Source organism: Hypericibacter adhaerens, from assembly GCF_008728835.1.
Taxonomy (GTDB): Bacteria; Pseudomonadota; Alphaproteobacteria; order Dongiales; family Dongiaceae; genus Hypericibacter; species Hypericibacter adhaerens.
The window spans coordinates 1,887,241-1,910,010 of the sequence record NZ_CP042582.1 but is presented as its reverse complement, the minus strand read 5'-3'; the positions used below and the strand labels follow the sequence as shown (position 1 = coordinate 1,910,010).

The following is a 22,770-nucleotide window of genomic DNA, read 5'->3' as shown; positions in this document are numbered from 1 at the left end:
GATTTGGCGTCAGACAGCGCCGGCGCCCGCGTGATCGCCATGGTCGGAAAGGGAAAGCGCGTGCTCGAGGTCGGGGCGGGCCCCGGATCGATCACGCGCCATCTCATCGATCACGGCCAGTGCGACGTCGTCGCCGTCGAGATCGATCCGGACGCTGTCGAGCGTCTCAAATCGTTCTGCCCGCAGGTCCATTCCGCCGACCTCAACGATCCCCAGTGGCATCGGTGCCTGGCGGGCCTGCCGAAATTCGACACGGTGGTGGCTGCGGACGTTCTCGAGCATCTGACGGACCCCTGGCGCGCGCTGAAGGATCTCCGCAACCTGCTGAACGAAGAGGGCTTCGTCGTCCTCTCCCTGCCCCATGTCGGTCACCTCTCCATCGTCGCCTGCCTGATGGAGCAGAACTTCGAGTACCGGGATTGGGGGCTTCTCGACAGGACCCATCTCCGCTTCTTCGGCCTCAAGAACATGGAGGCCCTCATTGCCGACGCCGGCCTCAAGATCATCGACGCCGGGTTCGTCATCAAGGCTCCGGAATCGACCGAGTACGCCTGGCAGTGGCAACAATTGCCGATATCGACCCGCAAGATTCTCCATGCGGAAAAATTCGGCCATGTCTATCAGGTCGTGACAAAGTCCGTCCCCGCCGAGCGCTCCTCGTCGACGATCCAGCTCATGGACTTGCCCGTGGAGATCCCGCCGCTGCAAGTGCCTCCATGGGAAAGGTGGCATCGCAGGGTGTTGCGGAAATATCTCGACCCCAGAACCAGGAGCATTCTGCGCCGCGCCGCCAGGATGCTGGGGCTGGCAGCTTGACGGCCGCGCCGACAATCGCGCGCAGGGATCCGGCGTCGATTCCAGACAGGAAGAACCGGGACGGCGACGGGATGGATAGCGTCGCGACGGAGAGGAAGCGGTGAGATGACCGGCGGCAACGTCAAACTGATCGCGTTCTTCCTGCCGCAGTTTCACCCGATACCGGAAAACGACGCGTGGTGGGGCAAGGGATTCACCGAGTGGACCAACGTCACCAAGGCGCGACCGCTCTTTCCCGGCCACTACCAGCCGCACCTTCCCGCCGATATGGGCTTCTACGATCTTCGCGTCCGGGCGACACGGCGCGAGCAGATCGCGATGGCGAAAGCCTACGGGATCGACGCCTTCTGCTATCACTACTACTGGTTCTCGGGCACGCGCCTCCTCAACCAGCCCCTCGACGACATGCTTGCCGATCCCGCGAGCGACATGCCGTTCTGCCTGTGCTGGGCCAACGAGAACTGGACCAGACGATGGGACGCGGCGGAACAGGAAATCCTGATCGAGCAGAAATACCTGCCCGGCGACGACCTCGCCTTCATCAAAAGCGTGGCGCCGTTCCTCTCCGATCCGCGCTATCTGCGGATCGGTGGCGCACCCCTGCTGATCGTCTACCGGCCCCAGAAGATACCCGACGCGCCGAAGGCGCTGCAGACCTGGCGGGACTACTGCGCCTCGATCGGCATCCCGAAGCTCCTGCTCTGCGCGGCGCTCACGCACGGCAATTGGAACTACGAGAGCTACGGCTTCGACGCCGGGGTCGAGTTTCCTCCCCACAACCTGATCATCAACGCCAAGAATGCGGACATCGCCTTCGACGAGCCTTTCCAGGGGTTGGTCGTCGACTACCAGGACATCGCGAGTCTGTATCTCAGCAAGGACCACCAGGGGCAGAACATATTCCCCACCGTGTTTCCATCGTGGGACAACACCGCCCGGACCAGCAGACGGGCGCTGATCGTGCTCAACGGCACGCCCGAGAACTACGAATACTGGCTGGCGAAGACCGTACGGCAGGTCGAATGGAAATACCCGGGCGAGGAGCGGCCCGTCTTCATCAACGCCTGGAACGAATGGGCCGAAGGCTGCCATTTGGAACCGGACAGACGCTTCGGCCGGCGTTTCCTTGAAGCCACCGCCTCGGCGAAAGCGGGAGCGTCCACTCTCACGGCTTTCACGCATTTCGGGATTCCCGCCGAAGCGGTCCGTTCCCAAACCGCGCCACCTTCCCTCCGCCAGGACCTCAAAGCGCTCATCGACACTCACGGCCGTCCCGTGCTTGCCCAGGGCAAACGTCGGTTGCGGCGCTTCGTCGGTTACGTGCTCACGCCCTTTCCGAAACTGAAGACCGCATTGAGAGAATTCATCGATACGCGTGGCCCTCGCCCCGAGTGACGTCGAGGCCGGCGGCGCGGTTCCCCATTCGCCGGCGTGCTGCAGACCTGCTTTCCCGAGAAAGCGATGTTTCGAAGTCGGGATCACAATGCCAGCAACCGCTCCTATCAGGCGCTCGGCAGCGAGCCCTTGCCGATCAGATTCGAGTTCCTGAAGAACTTGTCCGGAAGCGAAGTGGCGCCGGAGGCGTTCCTTCGCGCCGGCGGGGCGGCGGCTCCGAGCAGGTTGGCGCGGCCCGACCCGCCATCCGGACCGCTGCGCGTCGTGCTCGAGCCCTCGCGCCATGTGGGCCCTCATCGGGGATTCGATCGAGCTCACTCGCAAGGAACGCCCGATCACGCCGTTCCTCGCCAGATGATGGAGGGCGATCCTTTCGACAGCTACGAGCAGAGCTACACCCGCTTCCCGCACCTCATCTATTTTCCGAGAATGGGCCTTGCCATGGCCGCCCCGGGCATCGCCATCTGGGAGACGTCGCGGGCCGCCGTCTCCTTTCGACAGGATTACAGCCTGGTGCCCGGCTATGGCGCCAAAGGCGGTGCGATCGTCTTCGACCCTTCGGTCGCCGCACGTACGCCGCAAGTCCGGGACTCCTGTCTGCTCAGCGTGCATGGATCTTCCATGGTCTACGGTCACTGGATGACCGACACGCTGCCGTCGGTCTGGCTTTGGCGCGAGGCTCTCGCGGGCGGCGCCATGAAGCTCATGCTGCCGCTCTCGCCGACAAGAAAATGGCAGGCGGATTCGCTGGAGTTGCTCGGCATCCCGGTCGGCGCCCTGTTCAAGCCGGAAAGTCCCGTTCTCGGCCTCTCGGACGCGGTGGTGAGCTCAAGCTGCAGCATGGGCAACGTCCTCAACCCGCCGGCGGCGATACGCGAGATGGGAGACCATTTGATCCGATCGGTGGGGCGAGATCGGAATCGAGAGGGCGAGCGACTGATCTATATCAGCCGGCAGGAAGCCAACGTCCATTCGAAGCGCGACCTCGTCAATGAGGACGAGCTTCTGGCGCAGCTGGTGCCGCTGGGATTCGAGAAGGTCCTTCCCGGCCAGATGGGCTTTCGCGAGCAGATTGCGCTGTTCTCCAACGCGCGGATGGTGATCGCGCCTCACGGCTCCGCCCTGGCCAATCTCGTCTTCGCGCCGTCGAACGCCGCCGTCATCGACCTGATGCCGGAAAGCTGGGCCGACACCATCCAAGCCAAATGGATATACCGCCTCACCAATATGCTATCCCAGCGTTACACGCTCATCTTCGGGCAGATGAGCTGGCCGCTGATTCATACCGACGGGATCGAGAACATCGCCATCACCAACCGGGGCGTGCTTTATGCCGTCGACATCCAAAAAGTTGTGGCGGCGGTCAGATCCATGCTTTGAACTTGTGGCAAGTGGGCTTACGTTCCTTCAAGGGGTTCGCCTGTCGCCGCCGGCCGGAAGGACTTTTTCCAGAAGATCGACCGGCGCCAAGCCCGATCATCAAACAGAAGGACAGATACCCAGTTGAGGAACGGCTCGAGAAAGAGGCTGTATCTCCATCTCGGCATGCACAAGACCGGGACGACAAGCCTTCAGTATTTCATGAAGAGCCATGAACAGTGGCTGAGCGAGAAGGGAATCCTGTACCCCCGCTCCGGCCGGGGCCCCGGGAGCTTTCCCCAGCACGTGGCCGGTTCTCTCGCTCTCATGACGGAAGAAGAGCGGCTGGGCACGACCCATGGGGACAAGGCATTCGATGGTCTCGACTACGCGAAGATCGTTGCCGACCTGAAAGACGAGATCGCCGTCAGCACCTGCCCCTGCGCCGTCCTGTCGTCCGAGATCTTCTCCGTCATGCGGCATGACAGCATCGAGCGCTTCGGCGCGGCGTTCTCCGAGTTCGATGTTGTGCCGGTTCTCTTCGTCAGGAATTTTCCGGACTATATCGACGCCATCTATCAGCTTCTTTCCATCACCTACAGGACCTCCTGGTCGATCGAGAAATGCCTGTCGGTCTACGAGGGTGCCTTCTCGCTTGCGTCGAGGGCGGAGGCCTGGGCCGCGGTCGCTTTCGACAAGCGGATCCGTGTGATCAATTTCGACGGCATCCGCGAGCGTGGGGTCGTCGACACCTTCATGCGCGAGATCGGCGCGCCGATCGGCGAGCTGCTGCTGAACGGCAAGGAGGAACGGCTGCTCGTCAGCGCTCCGGCCTATCTGGTCGCGATCGCTCGCGCGCTCAGGCAGCAAGGCCGCAAGGAAGAAGAGATCGACAAGGTGCTCCAGGGCTTCTCCCGGCTCGCCGTCGCGGAGCCGCAGACAAACCTGCCGGCCGATATCCGTCATGAACTCAAGCAGAAATACCTGGAACAGCTTGCTCTTCTTCGTGCCTCTCGTTCCGTCGTCGGCCTGGAGGTGAACGACCGGTCGGAAGCCGTACTGGCCGCGATCGACAACAAGGTACTGGTCGATGACCTGGCGGGTGCCGTGATGGCGATAAGCCGCGCCCTCGCCGCCCAGAATGTCAAAGCCACCGCGCGCTCATCGCCGGAAACGAGGGCCGAGACGCTGGGCTCCGCCCTGCGAGGCCGCTTGTCGGCTGTCGCCTCGCGCTTGCGTTCGCTCAGGCAAGTTCTGTCTGCGACGGGACAGCGTTGAACGTGCCTGGCCGGGCTCGATGGCCCGTCCCGTCAGAGCAGGCTCTCAAGAAAACCCTTGAACGGGCCGAGGGGTAGTTCGTAGTCGAAGTTCACAATCCGGTCGATCCCTTCGATCTTCGTCGGTTGCACGGGCTCGACGACGCGGCAGAAGAACCCGTGCCAGCGCAACGCGTTCTCGTCGCATAGAGAACGAACCCATCGGCTCATGACCCGGTCCGGCAGGATCTCCACGACCGCCGATCTCTCCGGCAGGAAGATGCCGTTCGCCAGCGCGGCGCCGGTCGCGCCGACGATGACACTGGCCTCCTGCACCATCCGGATCTGTTCGGCGACGCTGAACCGCTCCGGATGGAGAATCACGAAACCCTCGGCTTTCAACAGCGCCTCGAGCTCGGGTTCATTCGTCATGACCCTTTTCTTCAGGCCCGCGCGCGAAAAATAGAGCCGGGCTCCGGTCGAGGAAGGCCGGTTCGGCGCCCGTGCCAGGATCCTTCGGCGCACGGTGCGGATCAGCCCGTTCGGCTTGTGCAGGAAATGCGCCATCGGGTTGGCAAAGAGGACATCCTTGATCCTGACCACGTCGCTCCGCACCTCGATCCGCGGCTGATCGCCGAGAAACAGGTCCAGCAGCTCGCGCTGCCACGGGGCCAATGACGGGACAAGCGGAGGGAAGGAAGGGAGGAGCACCTGCTCGGAGACCGCGGCAAGGGCCGCCAACCCGTCGATCACAAAATGCCCATAATTGTTGAGTGCGCCCCACGGCAGAAACACGGTGCCTCGTTCGTATTCCTCGCAGCTTACCGGGGGATCGAAGATCACCCGGTTCTCCTCCCGCTTGACGAAGGGCAATCTCCCCAGCGTGGGCGTGATATAGAGCGCCTCTTCGACCGAGCTGTGAAGAATCCTTCCATCGGCATCGATGACGGCACCATATTTCGGCATGCAGTATGCGTCCCGCACCCGGGTCAGGACGAGCTCACCCCTGACACGGCCTTCGGCCCCATCATGCCAAGGCGGAAGCGGCTCGCCCGCGGTGCGTATCCGCAGGCGGCTGCGAAGATCGAGCTCGCCGATATACTCTTCGGGCAGAAGCTGCACCCAACGGCCGCGCATGGAAGACGGCCAATCGCCCATCAGATCGACGATACCGCCCGCGCGTGGGAAAGCCGCCTGCTCGGGAACGACCTCGAGCTTCATGCGCCCCCCTTGGAGGTGCGCCCGATCGTGCCAACAGCCATCGCCGCCAACCGCCGGATCGAAGGCGCGGCGGCACCCGTCAGGTGCCGAAAACACCCGTTGTCGCGCAAACCGTCAGGCAAGCGCCGCCTCCACGATTGCCACACGCCGCCACGTCGCCGTCATACCGGCAAGATATGGCCCACGCCGCTCTTTCCATCCCCTGAATCGATACCTAGCGCGGCCTGAGCCAGACCACGATCTGATAGGCCTCGCCGGGAACGAAGCCGAATCCTTCGACCTGCCAATCCTTCCAGCTTCGCTCGATATAGCTGCGGTCGATCGAGGCCTCGCCATAGGTCGTCGGGCCGGCATGCCCGGTGAATCCATAGCCGCTGCTCTGGTGCGTCTTGTCGAGCTCGGCCCAGGTCGCGGCCCGCTGGGGCCACTGTACCTGGAGGAGATCCCAAAAGGCGCGTGGACGGATCGTCAACGCGACCAGCCCATCGTCCGTCACCACCTCCCGCAGCCGCGCCAGCAGCTCGAGATGCGTGGCCTCGGCCAGATGGGTGAAGACTGAATAAGCATAGATCAGGGAGAACCGACGGCGCATCTCCGGTGTCGCCAAGCCGCCGGGAAGAAGTCGCCGGCCGGGCACCCCGCATTCGTCGCAGGACTTCAGGATGTCCGGGCTGATATCCATGCCGTAGAGCTGGCTGCCGGGGATATATCGCCAGAAGGCACGGAGGAAGCGGCCCCAGCCGCAGCCGATATCGAGCGCCATCGCCTCCTCGATCCGCCGGCCACCGGCCTGGTAGCGCTGGACCACGGCGGGAACGAACCAGGCCAGGGTCGCGAGATGCCCCTGATTGACCTTCGAGGTGTAGGTCTCCTGCAGCCCGGCCGCGGGCAGCGAGGGAAAGCGTCGCGCGATGTTCGGCCACTCCGTCTGGCGGGTGAAGAGCAGGAGCAGGAAGATCTCGAGGGGCAGCCTTTCGATCAGCGGCCGCCAGGCCGCTTCATCGGAGCCGCGCGCACAAGCCTCGTCGAGCGCCTGCAGGTCGGCGCGCCAGTAGGACTCCCGGAGGAGCCAGGAGAAATCATTGCCGGCGCGGAGATTGCTCGTCTCCATCACCCGCACCAGGAATCGGCGAAGGGGATTTCGCAGTGCGGGAGGCAGCCGCGTCTTCCAGCTGATCATGACCCCTTGCGATTCCTTCACCGACGACGGGCGGTGTTGCCGTCCCAAGGCCAGCCGTCAGGCGATCTTGCGGATCACCAGGCTGTAGACTCCTTGCGACTCGCTCGATTCGACCAGCTCGTGGCCGGTGGTCGCGCAGAAATGCACGAAATCCTTCGGTGCGCCCGGATCGGTCGCCAGCACCCTGAGCAATCCGCCGGGCGTGATCTCCTTCATGGCCTTGCGTGCCCGCAAGACCGGCAGCGGGCATTTCAGGCCGCGGGCATCAAGGGTGGTTGTCATGCTCTGAGAAACCGCTCGAAAGGCTGGGCCACATCCTAGCAAAATCCGAGGCCAGGGGCCGTCGAAGACGCCGCGACCCTGGACGGCATAAGGTTTTTACCGATGATCGGACCGCCAGCGGCTATGCTCGCGGCCCGCGTCCATTTCGAGGTCCTCTTTCCGTTGCGATTCGACCCCTTCGCCACCGTCCAGGAAGACGTCGACACCTCGCCCCCGGTCGCGGACGAGGTCAAGACGACCACCTGCTACATGTGCGCCTGCCGCTGCGGGATCAAGGTACATATCAAGGACGGCCGGGTCCGCTATATCGAGGGCAATCGCGACCATCCCGTGAACAAGGGCGTGCTCTGCGGCAAGGGGTCCGCGGGCATCATGACCCAGTATTCGCCCGCGCGGCTGCGCAAGCCGCTGAAGCGCGTGGGCGAGCGCGGTACGGGCGAATTCGTCGAGATCGAGTGGGAAGAGGCCCTGCGCCTGGCCACGCAATGGCTGTCGGAGCTGCGCTGGCGCGACCCGCGGAAGCTCGCCTTCTTCACCGGCCGGGACCAGAGCCAGGCGCTGACCGGGTTCTGGGCCAAGGAGTTCGGCACCCCCAACTATGCCGCTCACGGCGGCTTCTGCTCGGTCAATATGGCGGCCGCCGGGCTCTACTCCATCGGCGGGTCCTTCTGGGAATTCGGCGAGCCGGACTGGGAGCATACCCGCTATTTCGTGATGTTCGGCGTGGCGGAGGACCATGCCAGCAACCCGATCAAGATCGGGCTCGGCAAGCTCAAGGGACGCCCCCCCGAGCGCAGCGCCAAGTTCCTGTCGATCAATCCCGTGCGCACCGGCTATTCCGCCATCGCGGACGAGTGGCTGGGCGTTCGTCCCGGCAGCGACGGCCTCTTCGTGCTGGCGCTGATCCACGAGCTGCTCAGGGCCGACAAGATCGATGTCGACTATCTGGTGCGCTACACCAACGCCTCCTGGCTCGTGATCCGGGCACCCGGAACGGCCGAGGACGGCCTCTTCGCGCGCAACGACGAAGGCCAGCCGCTGGCCTGGAACAAGCGCGCGAACGCGCCCATGACCGCCTACGAGGCCGATCTCGATCCGGGACTCATCGGCGAATTCATCCTGCCCGACGGCCGGCGAACCGTGTCCGTGTTCCAGCTCATGGCGGAACGCTATCTCGACCCGCGCTACAGCCCCGAGGCGGTCGCCGAGGAGACCGGGATCCCGGCCGACACGACGCGCCGCATCGCCGCCGAGCTCGCCCATGCGGCATTCGCGCAGGAGATCCGCCTCGACATCCCCTGGACCGACTGGCTGGGGCGGCACCATGATCATGTGATCGGACGCCCGGTCAGCATGCACGCCATGCGCGGCATCTCCGCCCATTCGAACGGTTTCCATACCTGCCGCGCCATCCATCTGCTGCAGATGCTGCTGGGCTCGATCGACTGCCCCGGCGGCTTCCGGCACAAGCCGCCCTATCCCAGGCCCGTGCCGCCGGCACCCTTGCCGGCCGGCCATGCGCTCGAGATGAAGCCCGGCGAGCCGCTGGGCGGGATGCCGCTCGGATTTCCCACCGGCCCGGAGAATCTGCTGGTCGATCCCGACGGCACGGCGCGGCGCATCGACAAGGCCTATAGCTGGGAAGCGCCGCTCGCGGCCCACGGGCTCATGCATATGGTGATCGCCAACGCCTGGGCCGGCGATCCCTACCCGATCGACGTGCTGTTCATGTACATGGCCAACATGAGCTGGAACTCGGCCATGAACAGCGCCGGCACGATGAAGATGCTGACCGACAAGGATCCCGCGACCGGCCGCTACAAGATCCCGCACATCATCTATGCCGACGCCTATGCCTCGGAGATGGTGTCCTATGCGGACCTCGTGTTTCCGGACACCACCTATCTCGAGCGGCATGACTGCATCTCGCTGCTCGACCGGCCGATCTCGGACGCCGATGGCTGCGCCGACGCCATCCGCCAGCCGGTGATCCAGCCCGACCGCGACGTGCGGCCGTTCCAGGATGTGCTGATCGACCTCGGCGCCAGGCTGGGGCTTCCGGGCTTTACGCTTCCCGACGGCCAACCCCGCTATCCGGGCTTCTATCCCGACTACCTCGTGAATCATCAACGCCGGCCCGGCATCGGCCCCCTCGCCGGCTGGCGCGGCGCCCAAGGCGACAAGATCGGGCGCGGCGAGGTGAATCCGAACCAGCTCGAGGCCTACAAGGCCAATGGCTGCTTCTGGCGCCACGAGCTCGAGCCGCATCAGCGCTATTACCGCATGGCCAATGCCGACTATCTGCGCTGGGCCGCGCAGATGGGATTCATCGATCGACCCGAGCCGATCCCGATGCAGATCTATAGCGAGGTGCTGCAGAAGTTCCGGCTCGCGGCCGCGGGCCACGGCCGCCTGCAGCCACCCGAGGCTCACCGCGAGCGCATCGCGACCTATTTCGACCCGCTGCCTTTCTGGTATCGCCCGCTGGAACAGGAGGCGACGGCCGGTGCCGCCTTCCCGCTCCATGCCATCACCCAGCGTCCGATGGCGATGTATCACAGCTGGGGTTCGCAGAACGCGTGGCTGCGCCAGATCCATGGCGAGAACAAGCTCTTCGTCAACCGCCGCACCGGCGAGGCCCTGGGATTGGCCGACGGCGATTGGGCCTGGATCGTCAGCCCCCACGGCCGCGTCAAGGCGCCGATCAAGCTGATGGAAGGTGTCGAGGAGCGCACGGTGTGGACCTGGAACGCGATCGGGAAGCGCAAGGGCGCCTGGAACCTGTCGCCGAAAGCGCCGGAGTCGCAGCATGGCTTCCTGCTCAATCATGTGATCTCCGAATTGCTGCCGCCGAAACCGGACGGCCATCGCTACTCGAACAGCGATCCCGTCACGGGCCAAGCCGCCTGGTACGACCTGAAGGTGCGGCTCGAGAAATGCGCGCCCGACGAGGCGGGCCTCACCGAACCGCAGTTCCCCGCGGCCAAGCCGCTCCCGGGCTCGCCCCGGCGTCCGAAGCTGCTGCGCTACGGCGCCGCCTTCCGCGGACGGACGGAGAAGGTGCGATGACGTCCCTGCCTGCTCAGCCGGCGGGAAGGCAGCTCGGCCTCGTCATCGATCTCGATATCTGCGTCGGCTGCCATGCCTGCGCGGTCAATTGCAAGGAGTGGAACAGCGGCGGCCATATGGCGCCGATGACGGACGAGGATCCCTACGGGCCCAACCCGCTCGGCGTCTGGTTCAACCGCATCCATAGCTTCGAGGCAGGCGACGGTTACGACAGCCGCACCGTGCACTTTCCCCGCTCCTGCCTCCATTGCGCGGAACCGGCCTGTGTCACCGTCTGCCCGACCGGCGCCTCCTACAAGCGCGCCGAGGACGGGATCGTGCTCGTCAACGAGGATATCTGTATCGGCTGCAAGCTCTGTTCCTGGGCCTGCCCCTATGGTGCCCGCGAATATGACTACGATGGCGGGGTGATGAAGAAATGCACGCTCTGCGTCGACCGCATCTATAACGAGAACCTGCCCGAGGCCGACCGCGTGCCCGCCTGCGTGGCGACCTGTCCCGTCGGCGCGCGTCATTTCGGCGACCTGGGCGATCCCCTGTCGGCCGTCTCGCAGCTCGTCGCCGAACGGCAGGGCTTCGATCTGATGCCCGAGCAGGGTTACCGCCCGACCAACAAATATCTGCCGCCCCGCCCCCGCAAAACCGCCAGCGATGCCGTCGGCGCTCCGGCCTGCCTCGAGCCGGCGAGCGACGACGGCATCGGCAATGCGCTGCTGCGCTGGGTCGACCGGGTCCTGTCGCGATGATGCGCGGCTTCTGACATGCATCCCGCCTTCTCGGTCATCCTCTTCACCACGGCCTCCGGCGCCGGCTATGGCCTGCTGGCGCTGATGAGCCTGATGGGCGCGCTCGACCGGCTGCCGGCCGACCGCTGGTTCGGTCTGGCCGGGCTGGGGTTGGGGCTTGTCGCCGTCGTCACCGGCCTTCTCTCCTCCACTTTCCATCTGGGCCATCCCGAACGGGCCTGGCGGGCGATGTCGCAATGGCGCTCCTCCTGGCTATCGCGCGAGGGGTTGATCGCCTGCGCGACCTTCCTGCCGGCGGGCCTGTTCGCGCTGGGCTGGGTGCTCTTGGGCCGGCATGACGGGATCTGGTCGGTCTTGGGCCTTGTCACTTTCGTCATGTCGCTGGCGACGATCGCCTGCACCGCCATGATCTATGCCTCGCTCAAGCCCATCCCGCGCTGGTCGAACGGCTGGACCCTGCCGGCCTATCTGGCGCTGGGCCTGATGACGGGGGCGCTCTGGCTCGACGCGCTGGCGCTGGCCTTCGGCCTGGGCGACCCGCTGCAGGCCTGGATCGCCCTCGCCCTGATCCTGGCCGCCGCGGCGGTGAAGCTGGCCTACTGGCGCCATATCGACCGGGAGACGCCGCGCAGCACGGCGGAATCCGCGACCGGCCTCGGTCGCCTGGGCAAGGTCCGCCTTCTCGAAGCGCCCCACAGCAGCGAAAACTATCTCATGCGCGAGATGGGCTTCCGCATCGCCCGCAAACATGCGACCAAGCTCCGGCGGATCGCGGCGCTGCTGGCTTTCGTCCTGCCGCTCCTGCTGACGCTGTTGCTGCTGCTGCTGACGCCGGCGGTGGGCGTGGCCCTCGCCTTCCTCGCCGCGCTCTCGGCCATGGCCGGCGTGCTGGTGGAGCGGTGGCTTTTCTTTGCCCAGGCCCGCCATGCCGTGACACTTTACTACGGATCGAGCGAGGTCTGATGCCCATCCCCCGGACAGCCGATATCGTCGTCGCCGGCAGCGGCATCGTCGGCCTGGCGCTCGCCTGGCGCCTGGCGCGCAGCGGCTTCAAGATCGTCGCCCTCGATGCCGGCCCGGCCGGCGGCAAGATCAGCGCCGCGACCTTTGCCTGGATCAACGGTACCTCCAAGACCGAGAACGAGGCCTATCACCGGCTCAACCGGGCCGGCGTCGACGCCTACGAGAAGCTCGCCCGCCAGATCGGCGCCGCGGCGATCGGGCTTGCCGGCAACGGCTCGCTGCATTGGGCGGGACCGGAGAATCCCCGCCTGCTCGATCGGATGCGCGACCAGGGCCAGATCCTGCGGCGCTGGGGCTATGCGGCGGACCCCGTCGACGCGCCCGCCATGCGCCGACTGGCGCCGGGCCTCGCGGTGCCCGACGGTGCCGAAGGACTGTTCGCCTCGCTCGACCGCTGGATCGCGGTGCCGCGTCTGCTGGACTGGCTCAAGGCACAGCTCGCCGAACGCGGCGCCATCCTGCGGGAGAACTGCGCGATCAAGGCCGTGGAGCGCAGTCCCAATGGCGAGATTCGCGCCGCGATCACCGCCGAGGGCGTCATTCCCTGCAAGCATCTGGTCATCGCCGCAGGTACGGCCACGCCGGACATCGTCCAGATGGCGACCGGCCGGGGCGGCTTTCCCGTGGAAGAGCTGGCGGGGTTGCTGGTCGAGACGCCGGCGGTGCCGGTGGCCTCGGGTTTCGACATGGTGCTCTGGTCGCCCGACGAGGCGGGATTCCATCTGCGCCTCACCTCCGGCAGCGGCTTGTTGCTCGGCGCCGACGATATCGACGCTCAGATCCGGGCCGACGCGTCCGAAGCCAGCCTTGCATCGGGCCGGGCCGCGCTGATCGAGCGCGCGCTCGGCTGGATGCCGGAGCTGCGCAAGGTCGATCTCGGCCGCGGCGCCAGTCACCGCATCGGCCGGCGCGCGATTCCGGCCGATGGCCATTCGATCCTGGGGCCGTTGAAGGACACGCCCGGCGCCTATGTGGCGGTGACCCATAGCGGCGTGACGCTGGCGCTGGCGATCGCCGAACTGCTGGCCGAGGAGATCACCACGGGAACGGCGCCCGCCGCTCTTTCTCCCTTCCGGCCCGAACGGTTCGGCTTCTAGCGGCGGAGCCGGCCTATTTCGCCGCTGCGTTCGAAGCGTCAGGGGCGCCCGCGACCAGCGCCGCCAGCTCGGCCTCGACCAGCGTCTCCTTCTGCAGCAGCAGCTTGGCGCCGCGCTCCAGGATCGGCCGGCGCTCGGTCAGCACCTTGATCGCCCGGGCGAAGGCTTCGTCGATGAAGCTCTTGACCGCATGGTCGATCTCGCGGGCCGTCTCCTCGCTGTAATGCTTCTCGACCGGGACCGGCGGCGAGCCGGGACCGGCGAGGAAGCGGCTCTGCTCCTCCTCGAAGGTGACCTGGCCCAGCGTGTCGACCATGCCGTAGCGCGTGACCATGCTGCGCGCGATGTCGGTGACCTTCGCCAGATCGTCCGCGGCACCGGTGGAGAGCTCGCCGAAGACGATCTTCTCGGCGGCCCGCCCGCCCAGCAGCACGGCCATCTTGTTCTCGAGCTCGTCGCGGCGCATCAGGTAGCGGTCCTCGGTCGGACGCTGGATGGTGTAGCCGAGCGAGCCGATGCCGCGTGGGATGATCGAGACCTTGTGGACCTTGTCGGACCCCGGCAGCGTCATCGCCACGAGGGCATGCCCCATCTCGTGATAGGCGACGACCTCCCTCTCCAGCGGATTGAGCAGCCGGTTGCGCTTCTCCAGCCCCGCGACGATGCGCTCGATCGCCATGGTGAAATCCTGCATCGAGACGGAATCGCCGCCGCGCCGCGTCGCCAGCAAGGCCGCTTCGTTGACGAGGTTGGCGAGATCGGCGCCGGAGAAGCCCGGCGTGAGTGCCGAGATCTGCTCGGGATCCACGTCGGTGCCGAGCTTCGCCTTCTTCAGATGGACCTTCAGGATGTCCACGCGGCCCTTGCGGTCGGGCCGGTCGACCAGCACCTGCCGGTCGAACCGCCCCGCACGCAGCAGGGCCGGATCCAGGATCTCGGGCCGGTTGGTGGCGGCCAGCAGCACCAGGCCCTTGCGCGGATCGAAGCCGTCGAGCTCCGCCAGCAGCTGGTTGAGGGTCTGCTCCTTCTCGTCATTGCCGCCGCCCATGGCAAAGGGGCTGCGCGCGCGGCCCAGCGCGTCGAGCTCGTCGATGAAGATGATCGCGGGCGCCTTCGCCCGCGCCTGCTCGAAAAGGTCGCGCACGCGCGCGGCGCCCACGCCGACGAAGAGCTCGACGAATTCCGAGCCGCTGATCGAGAAGAACGGCACGTTGGCCTCGCCGGCGACGGCTCGCGCCAGCAGGGTCTTACCCGTGCCGGGCGGGCCCACCAGCAGGATGCCCTTGGGAATCCGCGCGCCGAGGCGGCCATAGCGGTCGGGCTCCTTGAGGAAGGCGACGATCTCCTGCAGCTCGGCCTTGGCTTCGTCCACGCCGGCGACATCGGCGAAGGTCACCTTGGTGTCGGTCTCGACATAGACCTTGGCCTTGCTGCGGCCGACCGTCATGAACCCGCCGCCCAGGCCCTGCTTCTCGACGATCCGCCGGAACACGAACATCCAGAGCCCGAAGAAGAGCGCCACCGGCACGATCCAGGACAGGATGTCCCTGAGCCAGGTGTTGTCGGTGCCGCCGGTGACCTTGACGCCGTAGCTGGCGCCCAGGGCGGCAATATCCTCCGGCACGCGGCGGGTCACGAAGTAAAGCACGCCGTTCGTCTCCGGCGTCTTGTAGGTTCCGGAGATCTGGGTCTCGGTCACCGTGATCTCGGCAATCTTCCCCGACTTGAGCTGGTCCTGGAACTCGCTGTAGGAGATCGGCTGCACCTGCTGCACCGTCGAGAACAAATACTGCAGCAGCAGCACCCCGGCGATCGCCGCCAGGAAATACCAGGTGTTGAAGGTCTGTTGCTTGTCCATGGCCATCGGCCGCCCTCCGAGGTTGGAAGCGATGCTGCCGCGAGCGGCGGGAGGCCGCCTTGCGCTAGATCAATCGCCGCGCCGGCCGGGGGGAGCGCCCGCCGACGGAATTTCAGGTCGGTTTGCCCGCCTGGGCCTGCTCCGGTGCCTGCGGCACCAGCACCACGTCGAGGATCGCAGCCCCCACGATGAGCGCGCCGCCGATCATCTCGCGAACCCCGAACGGCTCGTCGGTCAGAAGCACCGAGGAAACCACCCCGACCGGAACCTCGAACATCAGCAGCAGGGCCGAGCGCACCGGCGAAAGCTGGCCCGCCCCCCAGAGGCTCAGGCCCGCCGTCGGCACCAGCCAGCAGACGGCGATCGCGATCAGCCAGGGCCAGTGTTCCGTGACGGCAAAGACGGGGAAAGCCGGCACCGGGCTCAGGATCAGCGGCATCAGCAGAATCCCGGTCAGCACGGCGCCGGCGAACTGGGCATAGGTCTTTTCGAAGGCGCCGGTCGGCCCTTGGAGGCGGACGAGCACGATGCCGAGCGCCCAGGCCACGCCCGAGGTGAGCCCGAACCAATCGCCCAGCGAGCGCGGGAACGGAAACCCGTCCTCGAACCCCATCAACACCACCATGCCGACGAGGCCCAGCGCGATCGTGCCGAACCGCGTCAGGCTGACCGGCGTGCCGATGATGAGGCGCTCGAACAGCACGCTCCAGACCGGCATCAGATAGAACAGCAGCAGCACCCGGACGATCTCGCCCACCAGCACGCCGTCGGCATAGAGGATGCTGGAGCTGCCGATCAGCAGGCCGGTCCCGAGCAACAGCCGCCCGCCTGCCAGGAACTGCCGGCGGCGCCACAGCGCCACCGGCAGCAGGAACAGCACCGGCGTGGCGAAGGTCAGGACCGCGACCCAGGGCCCGTCGACGCCGCGGGCCGCGAGCTGGCGCATGGGCCACCAGAGCGTGCCCCAGAACAGGGCCGAGCCCGCCACCGCGAGATTGGCGAGGAGCAGGCCGCCGGCGACCTTGTCAGACGAGCTGGCCATAGCCTTGCGCCTGCGCTTCGCGCTCCTGGGTCAGGACGATCTCGTACGCGTCCTCCGCCAGGATCTCGGCCCCCGCGATCAGCAGCGCCTCTCGCGCCCAGGCGAGGTCGGGCTCGATCAGCGCCTCCTTGAGGCCGTTGCGCAGCCGCGCCAGATCGTCCTCCGTCGTCTCCTTGGCCGTGATGTAAGGCAGGGACGGCGCTTGCGGTGTGGCGGCGATGATACGCGTGCCATAGAGCAGCTCGGGCTGGTGACGCATCACCAAGGCGTAGCTCACGCAGTCGATCGCGGCGAAATCCGCCCGATCCTCGCGAATGGCGGCGATGCTCCGCCGATGGCCGCCGGTCTCGATCGCCGCCGAGACGAAATGGCCATTGATCGCTAGCGGCGCCAGCAGCGCCCGCAACGCGTTGTAGCCCGATTGCGAATCGGTCGAATTGTAGGCGAGGCGCGTGCCCCTCAGCTCCGCGACCTGCGTGATCGCGCTCGCGTCGCGCACCACCACCCAGCTGCGGTAATGCGCCCCCTCGCAGCCCGGCGCGGCATAGACCGGGGTCGCCACCACCTTGAGGCGGTCGCGGAAGCTCTTCATCAGGGGATAACCGCAGGTCTGGCCGAAGATCAGATCGGGCCGCGACCAGAGATCGTGTTCCGTCAGGCCACGCGTCAGCCGCCCGGGCAGATCCTCGAGCCCCTCATGCCGGAAGGCCCGCGCCAGGCCCGACCACCAGGCATCGGTCGCCGCCTCCAGCGGCGGCAGGTCGTACATCGTCAACCCGGCGATCGTCATGCGGCGCTGCTACCTGCGAAACGCGGCAGCTCGTCCGCGATTTCGTAATAGTCACCCTTGTCGGCGACGAAGATATGCCGCGCCAGCACGATGCCGGTGGGCGGATCGAGGCTGCCGAGCGCAACGTCGAGGGTGCGCCGATCCATGGCCTGCCAGAACAGCTTGGAGCCGCATTCGCGGCAGAAGCCGCGTCGCGCCGAAGCCGAGGACTGATACCAGGCCAGGCGATCGGCGCCGTCGATCTCGAGGCTGTCGACGGGGATGCCGCCCGTGTAGCTGCCGAGCGCACCATGCTGGCGCCGGCATTGGCTGCAATGGCAGACGCTCGCCGGCCGCAGCGGCGCGAAGACCCGATACCGCACCGCACCGCAGAGGCAATGTCCCGTCGCCGTGGGGGTTCCTGTCATGACGGGCGGCTCACGAGCGATAGGCGGTCAGCATGGAGCCCGAGAGCTGCTCCGCCCCGTCGCCGATCTCGTAATAGTCGCCTTTGTCGGCGACGAAGATATGGCGGACGGTCCTGAGCCCGGTCGGCGCGTCCAGCGAGCCGGCCGCGATCGAGACCCGGCCGGTGCCGATGGGTTCCCAGAACAGGCTCGAGCCGCAGATGCGGCAGAAGCCGCGGCGCGCCTTCTCGGACGAGCGGTACCAGGCCAGGGCCTCTTCCCCTTCGAACCGGACATGCTCCCAGGCGGCCTGGGTATAGCCGGGCGGCGCCCCATGCTGGCGCCGGCATTGGCCGCAATGGCAGACCACCACGTCGCGCATCGGCCCGTTGATCTCGAAGCGGATTTCCCCGCAAAGACAGCGGCCTGTCGCATGGATCGGCAATTGGCGAATCTGGCTCATTCCGGCTTGTCCTGCCCGCCTGAAACGGTTCGCCCAGCGAGCCGGGTCCGGCGCTGGGCGCATCCGGGGCGAAGTATGGCGGTCGCGGCACGCCTTGTCACCCGGCCCACCGGGGCCCCCAATCCCACCCTGGCAGGCGCCACGAGCGGAACGTTAACCGCTCCTGGTCCAGGATTGGTGCGTTTGGCCGCAGCCGCGCACCCTTGCGGCCCTTGCCCGAGAAGGGGCATACATCCGTTCTGCCATGGCCCGCATCGTCACGTTCGACCCGCCCTCCAGCTACGTTCGCAGATCCGTCGACGTTCCTACACTATTGGTTGCGCTGGGGATCTATGCGGCCTTCGGCCTGCTCACCTGGTATCACCGCTCGATTCCCTTCTGGCTGCTGCTGCCGCTGGGCGGCATCACGGTCTGCCTGCATGGCTCGCTCCAGCATGAAGCGGTGCACGGTTTCCCCTTTCGCGGCCGGTTCCTCAACAGCCTGCTGGTCTATCCTTCGCTCTGGCTGTGGCTGCCCTACCTGACCTACCGCGAATCGCACCTGACGCATCACCGCGACGAGCGGCTGACCTGCCCGATCGACGATCCCGAATCGAATTACCTGACCGCCGAGCAGTATGCGGCGCTCAATCCGCTGCACCGGGCGCTGCGCCGGGCGATGACCACGGTCGCCGGCCGCCTGCTGATCACGCCGGCCTATTGCGTCTACCGGGCGGCGCGCCAGCTGCTGAAGGCGATCGTCACCGGCGACAGGCTGCATCTGGGGCAATGGCTGGTGCATGTGCCTGCGGTCGCCATCGTGCTCTGGTGGGTGATGGGCGTCTGCGACATGTCCTTTTGGAAATATGTCGTTTGTTTCGCTTATCCGGGCTTGTCGCTGACGCTGCTGCGGTCCTACTGCGAGCATCAGGCGGCGCCCCGGATCGGCCACCGTACGGCCGTGATCGAAGCCGGACCGTTCATGTCGTTCCTCTATCTCAACAACAATCTCCATTTCGTGCATCACAACGAGCCCAGTGCGCCCTGGCACGGCCGCCCCGCGCGCTATCGCCAGGTTCGCAATCAAGTACTTGCCGCCAATGGCGGCTATTGCCTGTCGGGCTACGGCGAGGTCTTTCGCCGCTGGCTGTTCACGCCAAAAGAGCCCGTTGTTCATCCCCAGGGCCGGCCCTAACCGCCCTTGAAGCTGTGAAATCGATCGGGCCTTCGCCCGAATCGGATGTTTCTTCCTTTTCGTCCCGGAACCACCGCCTGAACGAGGGCGTTCGCCTTCGAACCTGACCGGCCGTTCGCAAGCGAACAGGCGCTGGATTTCCCGGCCTATACCGGTAGGATCGAATTCAGGGAGACGTCGCTCATGGCCCAAAAGCACCGCTCTCTTGCGGTTATCGTGCCTTTCTTCGTCGGCATCCTGCTGCTCGCCATCATGGCGGGATCAGCGCTCATCCTGGGGATCGATGTCGGCCGCAAGAGTGAAACCATTCGCGTATTGGAGAGCGAATCCGGCGAGATCCAGCGGAGCCTCTCGGCGCTGGTCGACGCGGAAACTGGATTTCGCGGCTATGCGCTGACGGGCGATGCCGGCTATCTCGAGCCCTACTATCAGGGCCTGGACCGGCTGCGCGAGATCGAGAACGCGTCACCCGACCTGTTCAGCGCGAAGCTCGATATCGACGGCGCCACAACCTCGCTCTCCGACCTGATCGCGGCCCCTCTCGAGCAGTTCAAGCTGGGAATCGCCCAGATCGAGCAGCACGGCCCCATGGGCGGCGGCAATCTCGAGATCCTGGCGCGCAGCAAGCAGCTCGTGGACGGGATTCGCAAGGCGGTCGGCACGACCCTGGCGCAGCGGCGCGACGAGATCGCCGCCCAGGGCCGCGATCTCGACACGCAGAACCTTCTGGCCTTCGGCCTCGTCACGGCGGCCGGCATCATTGCCATCGCGCTCAGCGTCGCGCAGTTCTTCGCCTTCAACCGCCAGCTTCGCCGGCGCGAGACGACGGAAGCGGCCCTCCAGCTGCGCAGCCGGGAGGTCGAGCTCGCGGCCGACATGACCAATGCGCTGCAGGCCGTTCCCACCCGCGAGGAAAGCCTGCTGGTGATCGCCGACTATTCCTCGAAGATCGTCTCCGACATGACGGGCGGCCTCTATACCTACAACAACGCCCGCGACCAGCTCGTGCTCTCCGCCTCCTGGGGCGGCGAAACCGTCAAATCGCAGCTCGCCGAATCCTTCGCGCCGGACCAGTGCTGGGCCCTGCGGCGCGGCACGCCCCATATCGCCTATTCCGGCAATCCCGGGCTGAATTGCCATCACGTCCTGGGCTCGCCCCATTCCTATATGTGCGTGCCGATCGCGGCCCAGGGCGCCGTCTATGGCGTGCTTCACCTGGCGACGCCGCAGACCGATCCCGAGCGCGCCTTCGATCCGGTCCAGGACACGGCCCGCGGCTTGGCCAACCGCCTGTCCCTGGCGCTGGCCAACATGGATCTGCGCGAAAAGCTGCGCAGCCTCGCCATCCGCGATCCGCTGACGGGCCTCTTCAACCGCCGGGTCCTCGACGAGATCCTGGCGCGCGAGCTGGCGCGCGCCGACCGGGCGCGCTCGCGGCTCGGCGTGGCGATGATCGATATCGACCATTTCAAAGGCTTCAACGACCAGTTCGGCCACAAGGCGGGCGACGTCGTGCTCCGGGCGGTCTGCGACCAGGTGGCCCGGATGCTGCGGCGCAGCGATCTCGCCTGCCGCTACGGCGGCGAGGAAATCGTTGTCCTCCTGCCCGAGATCGATCTCGAGAACGGCGTGCGCGTCTGCGAGAAGCTACGCGAGGGCGTGGCCAACATCGATCTGGGCGAGCTGGTGCCGGGTGCGGTGCGGGTCACCGTCTCGATCGGCTTCAGCCTCTATCCCGATCTCTGCAACGATCCCACCGACATCCTGGCCAGCGCCGACCGCGCGATGTACGAATCGAAGCGCAACGGGCGCAACAAGGTGACGGCCTACGAGGGAACCAGCGCGGGACCTGCCCCCTCGGACGACAAGGCCCGCGCCCTGGCGCCCGCCGGATCGTCGGCGCGGGCCCCCGGTTAGGCCCGCCCCTCAGACCGGAACGCCGCCCTCTTCCTTGCGCTTGGCGACGAAGGCTTCCAGCGCCTCGACGATGGCCGGATCGAGCGGCGGCGGCTGGAATTCCGCCAGCGCCTGCTTCCAGATCGCATTGGCCCGCTGCTCGGCCGTCTGCGCGCCGGCGAGGCGCCAGCTCTCGTAGTTACGCCAATCGGAGAGGATCGGCGAGTAGAACGCCGTCTCGTAGCGCGCCATGGTGTGGGCCGTGCCGAAGAAATGGCCGCCCGGACCGACATCCGTCATGGCCTCGAGACCCAGCGTGTCGTCGGTGACCTCGAGCGGCTGCAGGAACTCGCCCATCATCTGCAGCATCTCGACATCGAGAATGAATTTCTCGAAGGAGGCGACCAGCCCGCCTTCCATCCAGCCGGCGCCATGCAGCATCATGTTGACGCCGCCCATCACCGCCCCCCAGATCGACATCTCGGATTCGTAAGCCGCCTGCGCATCGACCGCGTTGGCGGCGCAGGCGTTCGAGGAGCGGTAGGGGAAACCGTAGCGGCGCGCGAGCTGGCCGCCGGCCATGGCGGCGCGCGCATATTCCGGCGTGCCGAAAGCGGGCGCCCCCGACTTCATGTCGACGTTCGAGGTGAAGCCGCCATACATGGCCGGCACGCCCGGCGCCACGATCTGGATCAGCGTGATCCCGGCCAGCGCCTCGGCGTTCTGCTGCGCCAAGGCACCGGCGATCGTCACCGGCGCCATGGCGCCCGAGAGCGTGAAGGGCGTCAGCACCACCGGCTGGCCGTGGCGCGCCATCTCCATCAGGCCCTGCAGCATCGGGCCGTCGAGCCGCAGCGGCGAGTTGGAGTTGACGATCGAGAACAGGCTCGGCTCGCGCTTGAGCTGCTCCTTCGTGATGCCGCGCGCGATGCAGATCATCTCGATCGCATCGGCGATGCGGTGGCGCCCTAGCGAATAGGGATGCCAGAGCTTGTCGGTCAGCGTGATCGCTGCCAGATGCGCATCGAGATGACGGGTCGCCGGCGGCCGGTCGGCGGGCTCCACCGGATAGCCGCCGGTGAACTGCACGATGTTGTAGGTCTGCACCAGCTTCAGCAGGTCGCAATAGTCCTGGAAGTTGCCGGGCCGGCGACCGCGATCGAGGTCGTTGACGTTGGGGGCGCTCGCCACCGAGCCGAAATTCACATGATCGCCGCCGAAGGTCAGGTTGCGCTCGGGGTTGCGCGCATGGAGCGTCACCTCGCGCGGCACCTTGGCGATCGATTCCAGCACCAGCCCGCGATCGAACTTGACGCGCTGGGTGCCCATATCGACATCCGCGCCGGCCGCCTTCAGGAGCGACAGCGCCTCGGCATCGAGAAATTCGATGCCGATCTCTTCGAGGATCCGGAGCGAGGCCTCGTGGATCTTCTCGAGCTGCTCGGGGCGCAGAACCTCGATCGGCTTGTAGAGGTTGCGGTACCGACGCCAGGGCAGTTGCTTGAGGCCGCCCGCCGCGCGACGTTCACGGCGGCGTCCTTGCTGGTCACGCGACATGCTGTCTCCCGATCGAACCCGCGCGAAGCCGGCAGCAGGGATGCCCCGGCTCGGGGGCGCGGGGGAAGCTAGGGGCCCCGGCCCGATGCCGTCAAGGCCGCCCCCGCCCCGAACGGCCAATCGGGGCGCCCGCAATCCCATGGACGCAAGGCCCCATTCC

19 protein-coding genes are annotated in these 22,770 nt (G+C 66.4%); 10 read left to right on the top strand and 9 right to left on the bottom strand.

Annotation, left to right across the window (positions count from 1 at the left end):
• Window positions 1–3 precede the first annotated feature (3 nt).
• From FRZ61_RS08195 to FRZ61_RS08180, 4 genes are all read left to right on the top strand, one after another.
• A complete protein-coding gene (locus FRZ61_RS08195) occupies window positions 4–816 on the top strand; it encodes a class I SAM-dependent methyltransferase (RefSeq protein WP_191909358.1) in 813 nt (270 codons plus the stop codon).
• Between the two features lie 105 nt (window positions 817–921).
• Complete coding sequence (locus FRZ61_RS08190) at window positions 922–2,211, top strand: glycosyltransferase WbsX family protein (RefSeq protein WP_151116466.1); 1,290 nt, start codon at window positions 922–924, stop codon at window positions 2,209–2,211.
• A 36-nt stretch (window positions 2,212–2,247) separates the two neighbouring features.
• On the top strand, window positions 2,248–3,591 hold the full coding sequence (locus tag FRZ61_RS08185; RefSeq protein WP_151116464.1) for a glycosyltransferase family 61 protein: 1,344 nt from the start codon (window positions 2,248–2,250) through the stop codon (window positions 3,589–3,591).
• 306 nt (window positions 3,592–3,897) lie between these two features.
• Window positions 3,898–4,848, top strand: a complete 951-nt coding sequence (locus FRZ61_RS08180) for a hypothetical protein (protein ID WP_151116462.1) — start codon at window positions 3,898–3,900, stop codon at window positions 4,846–4,848.
• 32 nt (window positions 4,849–4,880) lie between these two features.
• Here FRZ61_RS08180 and FRZ61_RS08175 read toward each other — a convergent pair whose 3' ends face one another.
• From FRZ61_RS08175 to FRZ61_RS08165, 3 genes are all read right to left on the bottom strand, one after another.
• On the bottom strand, window positions 4,881–6,047 hold the full coding sequence (locus FRZ61_RS08175; protein WP_151116460.1) for a glycosyltransferase family 61 protein: 1,167 nt from the start codon (window positions 6,045–6,047) through the stop codon (window positions 4,881–4,883).
• A gap of 214 nt (window positions 6,048–6,261) precedes the next feature.
• The gene (locus FRZ61_RS08170; RefSeq protein ID WP_151116458.1) at window positions 6,262–7,227 is read right to left on the bottom strand and encodes a class I SAM-dependent methyltransferase; all 966 of its coding nucleotides are present in this window, start codon (window positions 7,225–7,227) and stop codon (window positions 6,262–6,264) included.
• Window positions 7,228–7,284: 57 nt separating this feature from the next.
• A complete protein-coding gene (locus tag FRZ61_RS08165; protein WP_151116456.1) occupies window positions 7,285–7,509 on the bottom strand; it encodes a sulfurtransferase TusA family protein in 225 nt (74 codons plus the stop codon).
• A gap of 123 nt (window positions 7,510–7,632) precedes the next feature.
• Between FRZ61_RS08165 and FRZ61_RS08160 the strand changes: the two genes are divergently transcribed.
• Genes FRZ61_RS08160 through FRZ61_RS08145 form a run of 4 tightly spaced genes read left to right on the top strand, consistent with a single transcriptional unit; the run spans window position 7,633 to window position 13,444 of the window.
• The gene (locus tag FRZ61_RS08160; protein ID WP_151116454.1) at window positions 7,633–10,578 is read left to right on the top strand and encodes a molybdopterin oxidoreductase family protein; all 2,946 of its coding nucleotides are present in this window, start codon (window positions 7,633–7,635) and stop codon (window positions 10,576–10,578) included.
• The gene (locus FRZ61_RS08155; RefSeq protein ID WP_151116452.1) at window positions 10,575–11,324 is read left to right on the top strand and encodes a 4Fe-4S dicluster domain-containing protein; all 750 of its coding nucleotides are present in this window, start codon (window positions 10,575–10,577) and stop codon (window positions 11,322–11,324) included. The genes FRZ61_RS08160 and FRZ61_RS08155 overlap by 4 nt, the downstream gene beginning before the upstream one ends.
• A gap of 15 nt (window positions 11,325–11,339) precedes the next feature.
• On the top strand, window positions 11,340–12,287 hold the full coding sequence (locus FRZ61_RS08150; RefSeq protein ID WP_151116450.1) for a dimethyl sulfoxide reductase anchor subunit family protein: 948 nt from the start codon (window positions 11,340–11,342) through the stop codon (window positions 12,285–12,287).
• Complete coding sequence (locus FRZ61_RS08145) at window positions 12,287–13,444, top strand: NAD(P)/FAD-dependent oxidoreductase (protein ID WP_151116448.1); 1,158 nt, start codon at window positions 12,287–12,289, stop codon at window positions 13,442–13,444. The genes FRZ61_RS08150 and FRZ61_RS08145 overlap by 1 nt, the downstream gene beginning before the upstream one ends.
• Window positions 13,445–13,457: 13 nt before the next feature.
• Here FRZ61_RS08145 and ftsH read toward each other — a convergent pair whose 3' ends face one another.
• The 5 genes from ftsH to FRZ61_RS08120 all read right to left on the bottom strand — a co-directional run bounded on the left by ftsH (window position 13,458) and on the right by FRZ61_RS08120 (window position 17,983).
• Window positions 13,458–15,302, bottom strand: coding sequence for an ATP-dependent zinc metalloprotease FtsH (ftsH, locus tag FRZ61_RS08140; RefSeq protein WP_151120753.1), 1,845 nt, complete (start codon window positions 15,300–15,302; stop codon window positions 13,458–13,460).
• A gap of 112 nt (window positions 15,303–15,414) precedes the next feature.
• On the bottom strand, window positions 15,415–16,344 hold the full coding sequence (locus FRZ61_RS08135) for a DMT family transporter (RefSeq protein WP_151116446.1): 930 nt from the start codon (window positions 16,342–16,344) through the stop codon (window positions 15,415–15,417).
• Window positions 16,328–17,134 (bottom strand): phosphate/phosphite/phosphonate ABC transporter substrate-binding protein, encoded by an 807-nt coding sequence (locus tag FRZ61_RS08130; protein WP_151116444.1) that lies wholly within the window; start codon window positions 17,132–17,134, stop codon window positions 16,328–16,330. Before FRZ61_RS08130 ends, FRZ61_RS08135 begins: the two co-directional genes overlap by 17 nt.
• Entirely contained in the window at window positions 17,131–17,541 is a 411-nt protein-coding gene (locus FRZ61_RS08125) for a GFA family protein (RefSeq protein ID WP_151116442.1), read from the bottom strand. The genes FRZ61_RS08130 and FRZ61_RS08125 overlap by 4 nt, the downstream gene beginning before the upstream one ends.
• Window positions 17,542–17,551: 10 nt before the next feature.
• A complete protein-coding gene (locus FRZ61_RS08120) occupies window positions 17,552–17,983 on the bottom strand; it encodes a GFA family protein (protein WP_151116440.1) in 432 nt (143 codons plus the stop codon).
• A 244-nt stretch (window positions 17,984–18,227) separates the two neighbouring features.
• Here FRZ61_RS08120 and FRZ61_RS08115 point away from each other — a divergent pair, with 244 nt between their 5' ends.
• On the top strand, window positions 18,228–19,157 hold the full coding sequence (locus FRZ61_RS08115) for a fatty acid desaturase (protein ID WP_151116438.1): 930 nt from the start codon (window positions 18,228–18,230) through the stop codon (window positions 19,155–19,157).
• Between the two features lie 183 nt (window positions 19,158–19,340).
• On the top strand, window positions 19,341–21,074 hold the full coding sequence (locus tag FRZ61_RS08110; RefSeq protein ID WP_151116436.1) for a sensor domain-containing diguanylate cyclase: 1,734 nt from the start codon (window positions 19,341–19,343) through the stop codon (window positions 21,072–21,074).
• A gap of 9 nt (window positions 21,075–21,083) precedes the next feature.
• On the opposite strand, the gene FRZ61_RS08105 is transcribed toward FRZ61_RS08110, so the two are convergent.
• The gene (locus tag FRZ61_RS08105) at window positions 21,084–22,610 is read right to left on the bottom strand and encodes a trimethylamine methyltransferase family protein (RefSeq protein ID WP_151116433.1); all 1,527 of its coding nucleotides are present in this window, start codon (window positions 22,608–22,610) and stop codon (window positions 21,084–21,086) included.
• Window positions 22,611–22,770 lie beyond the last annotated feature (160 nt).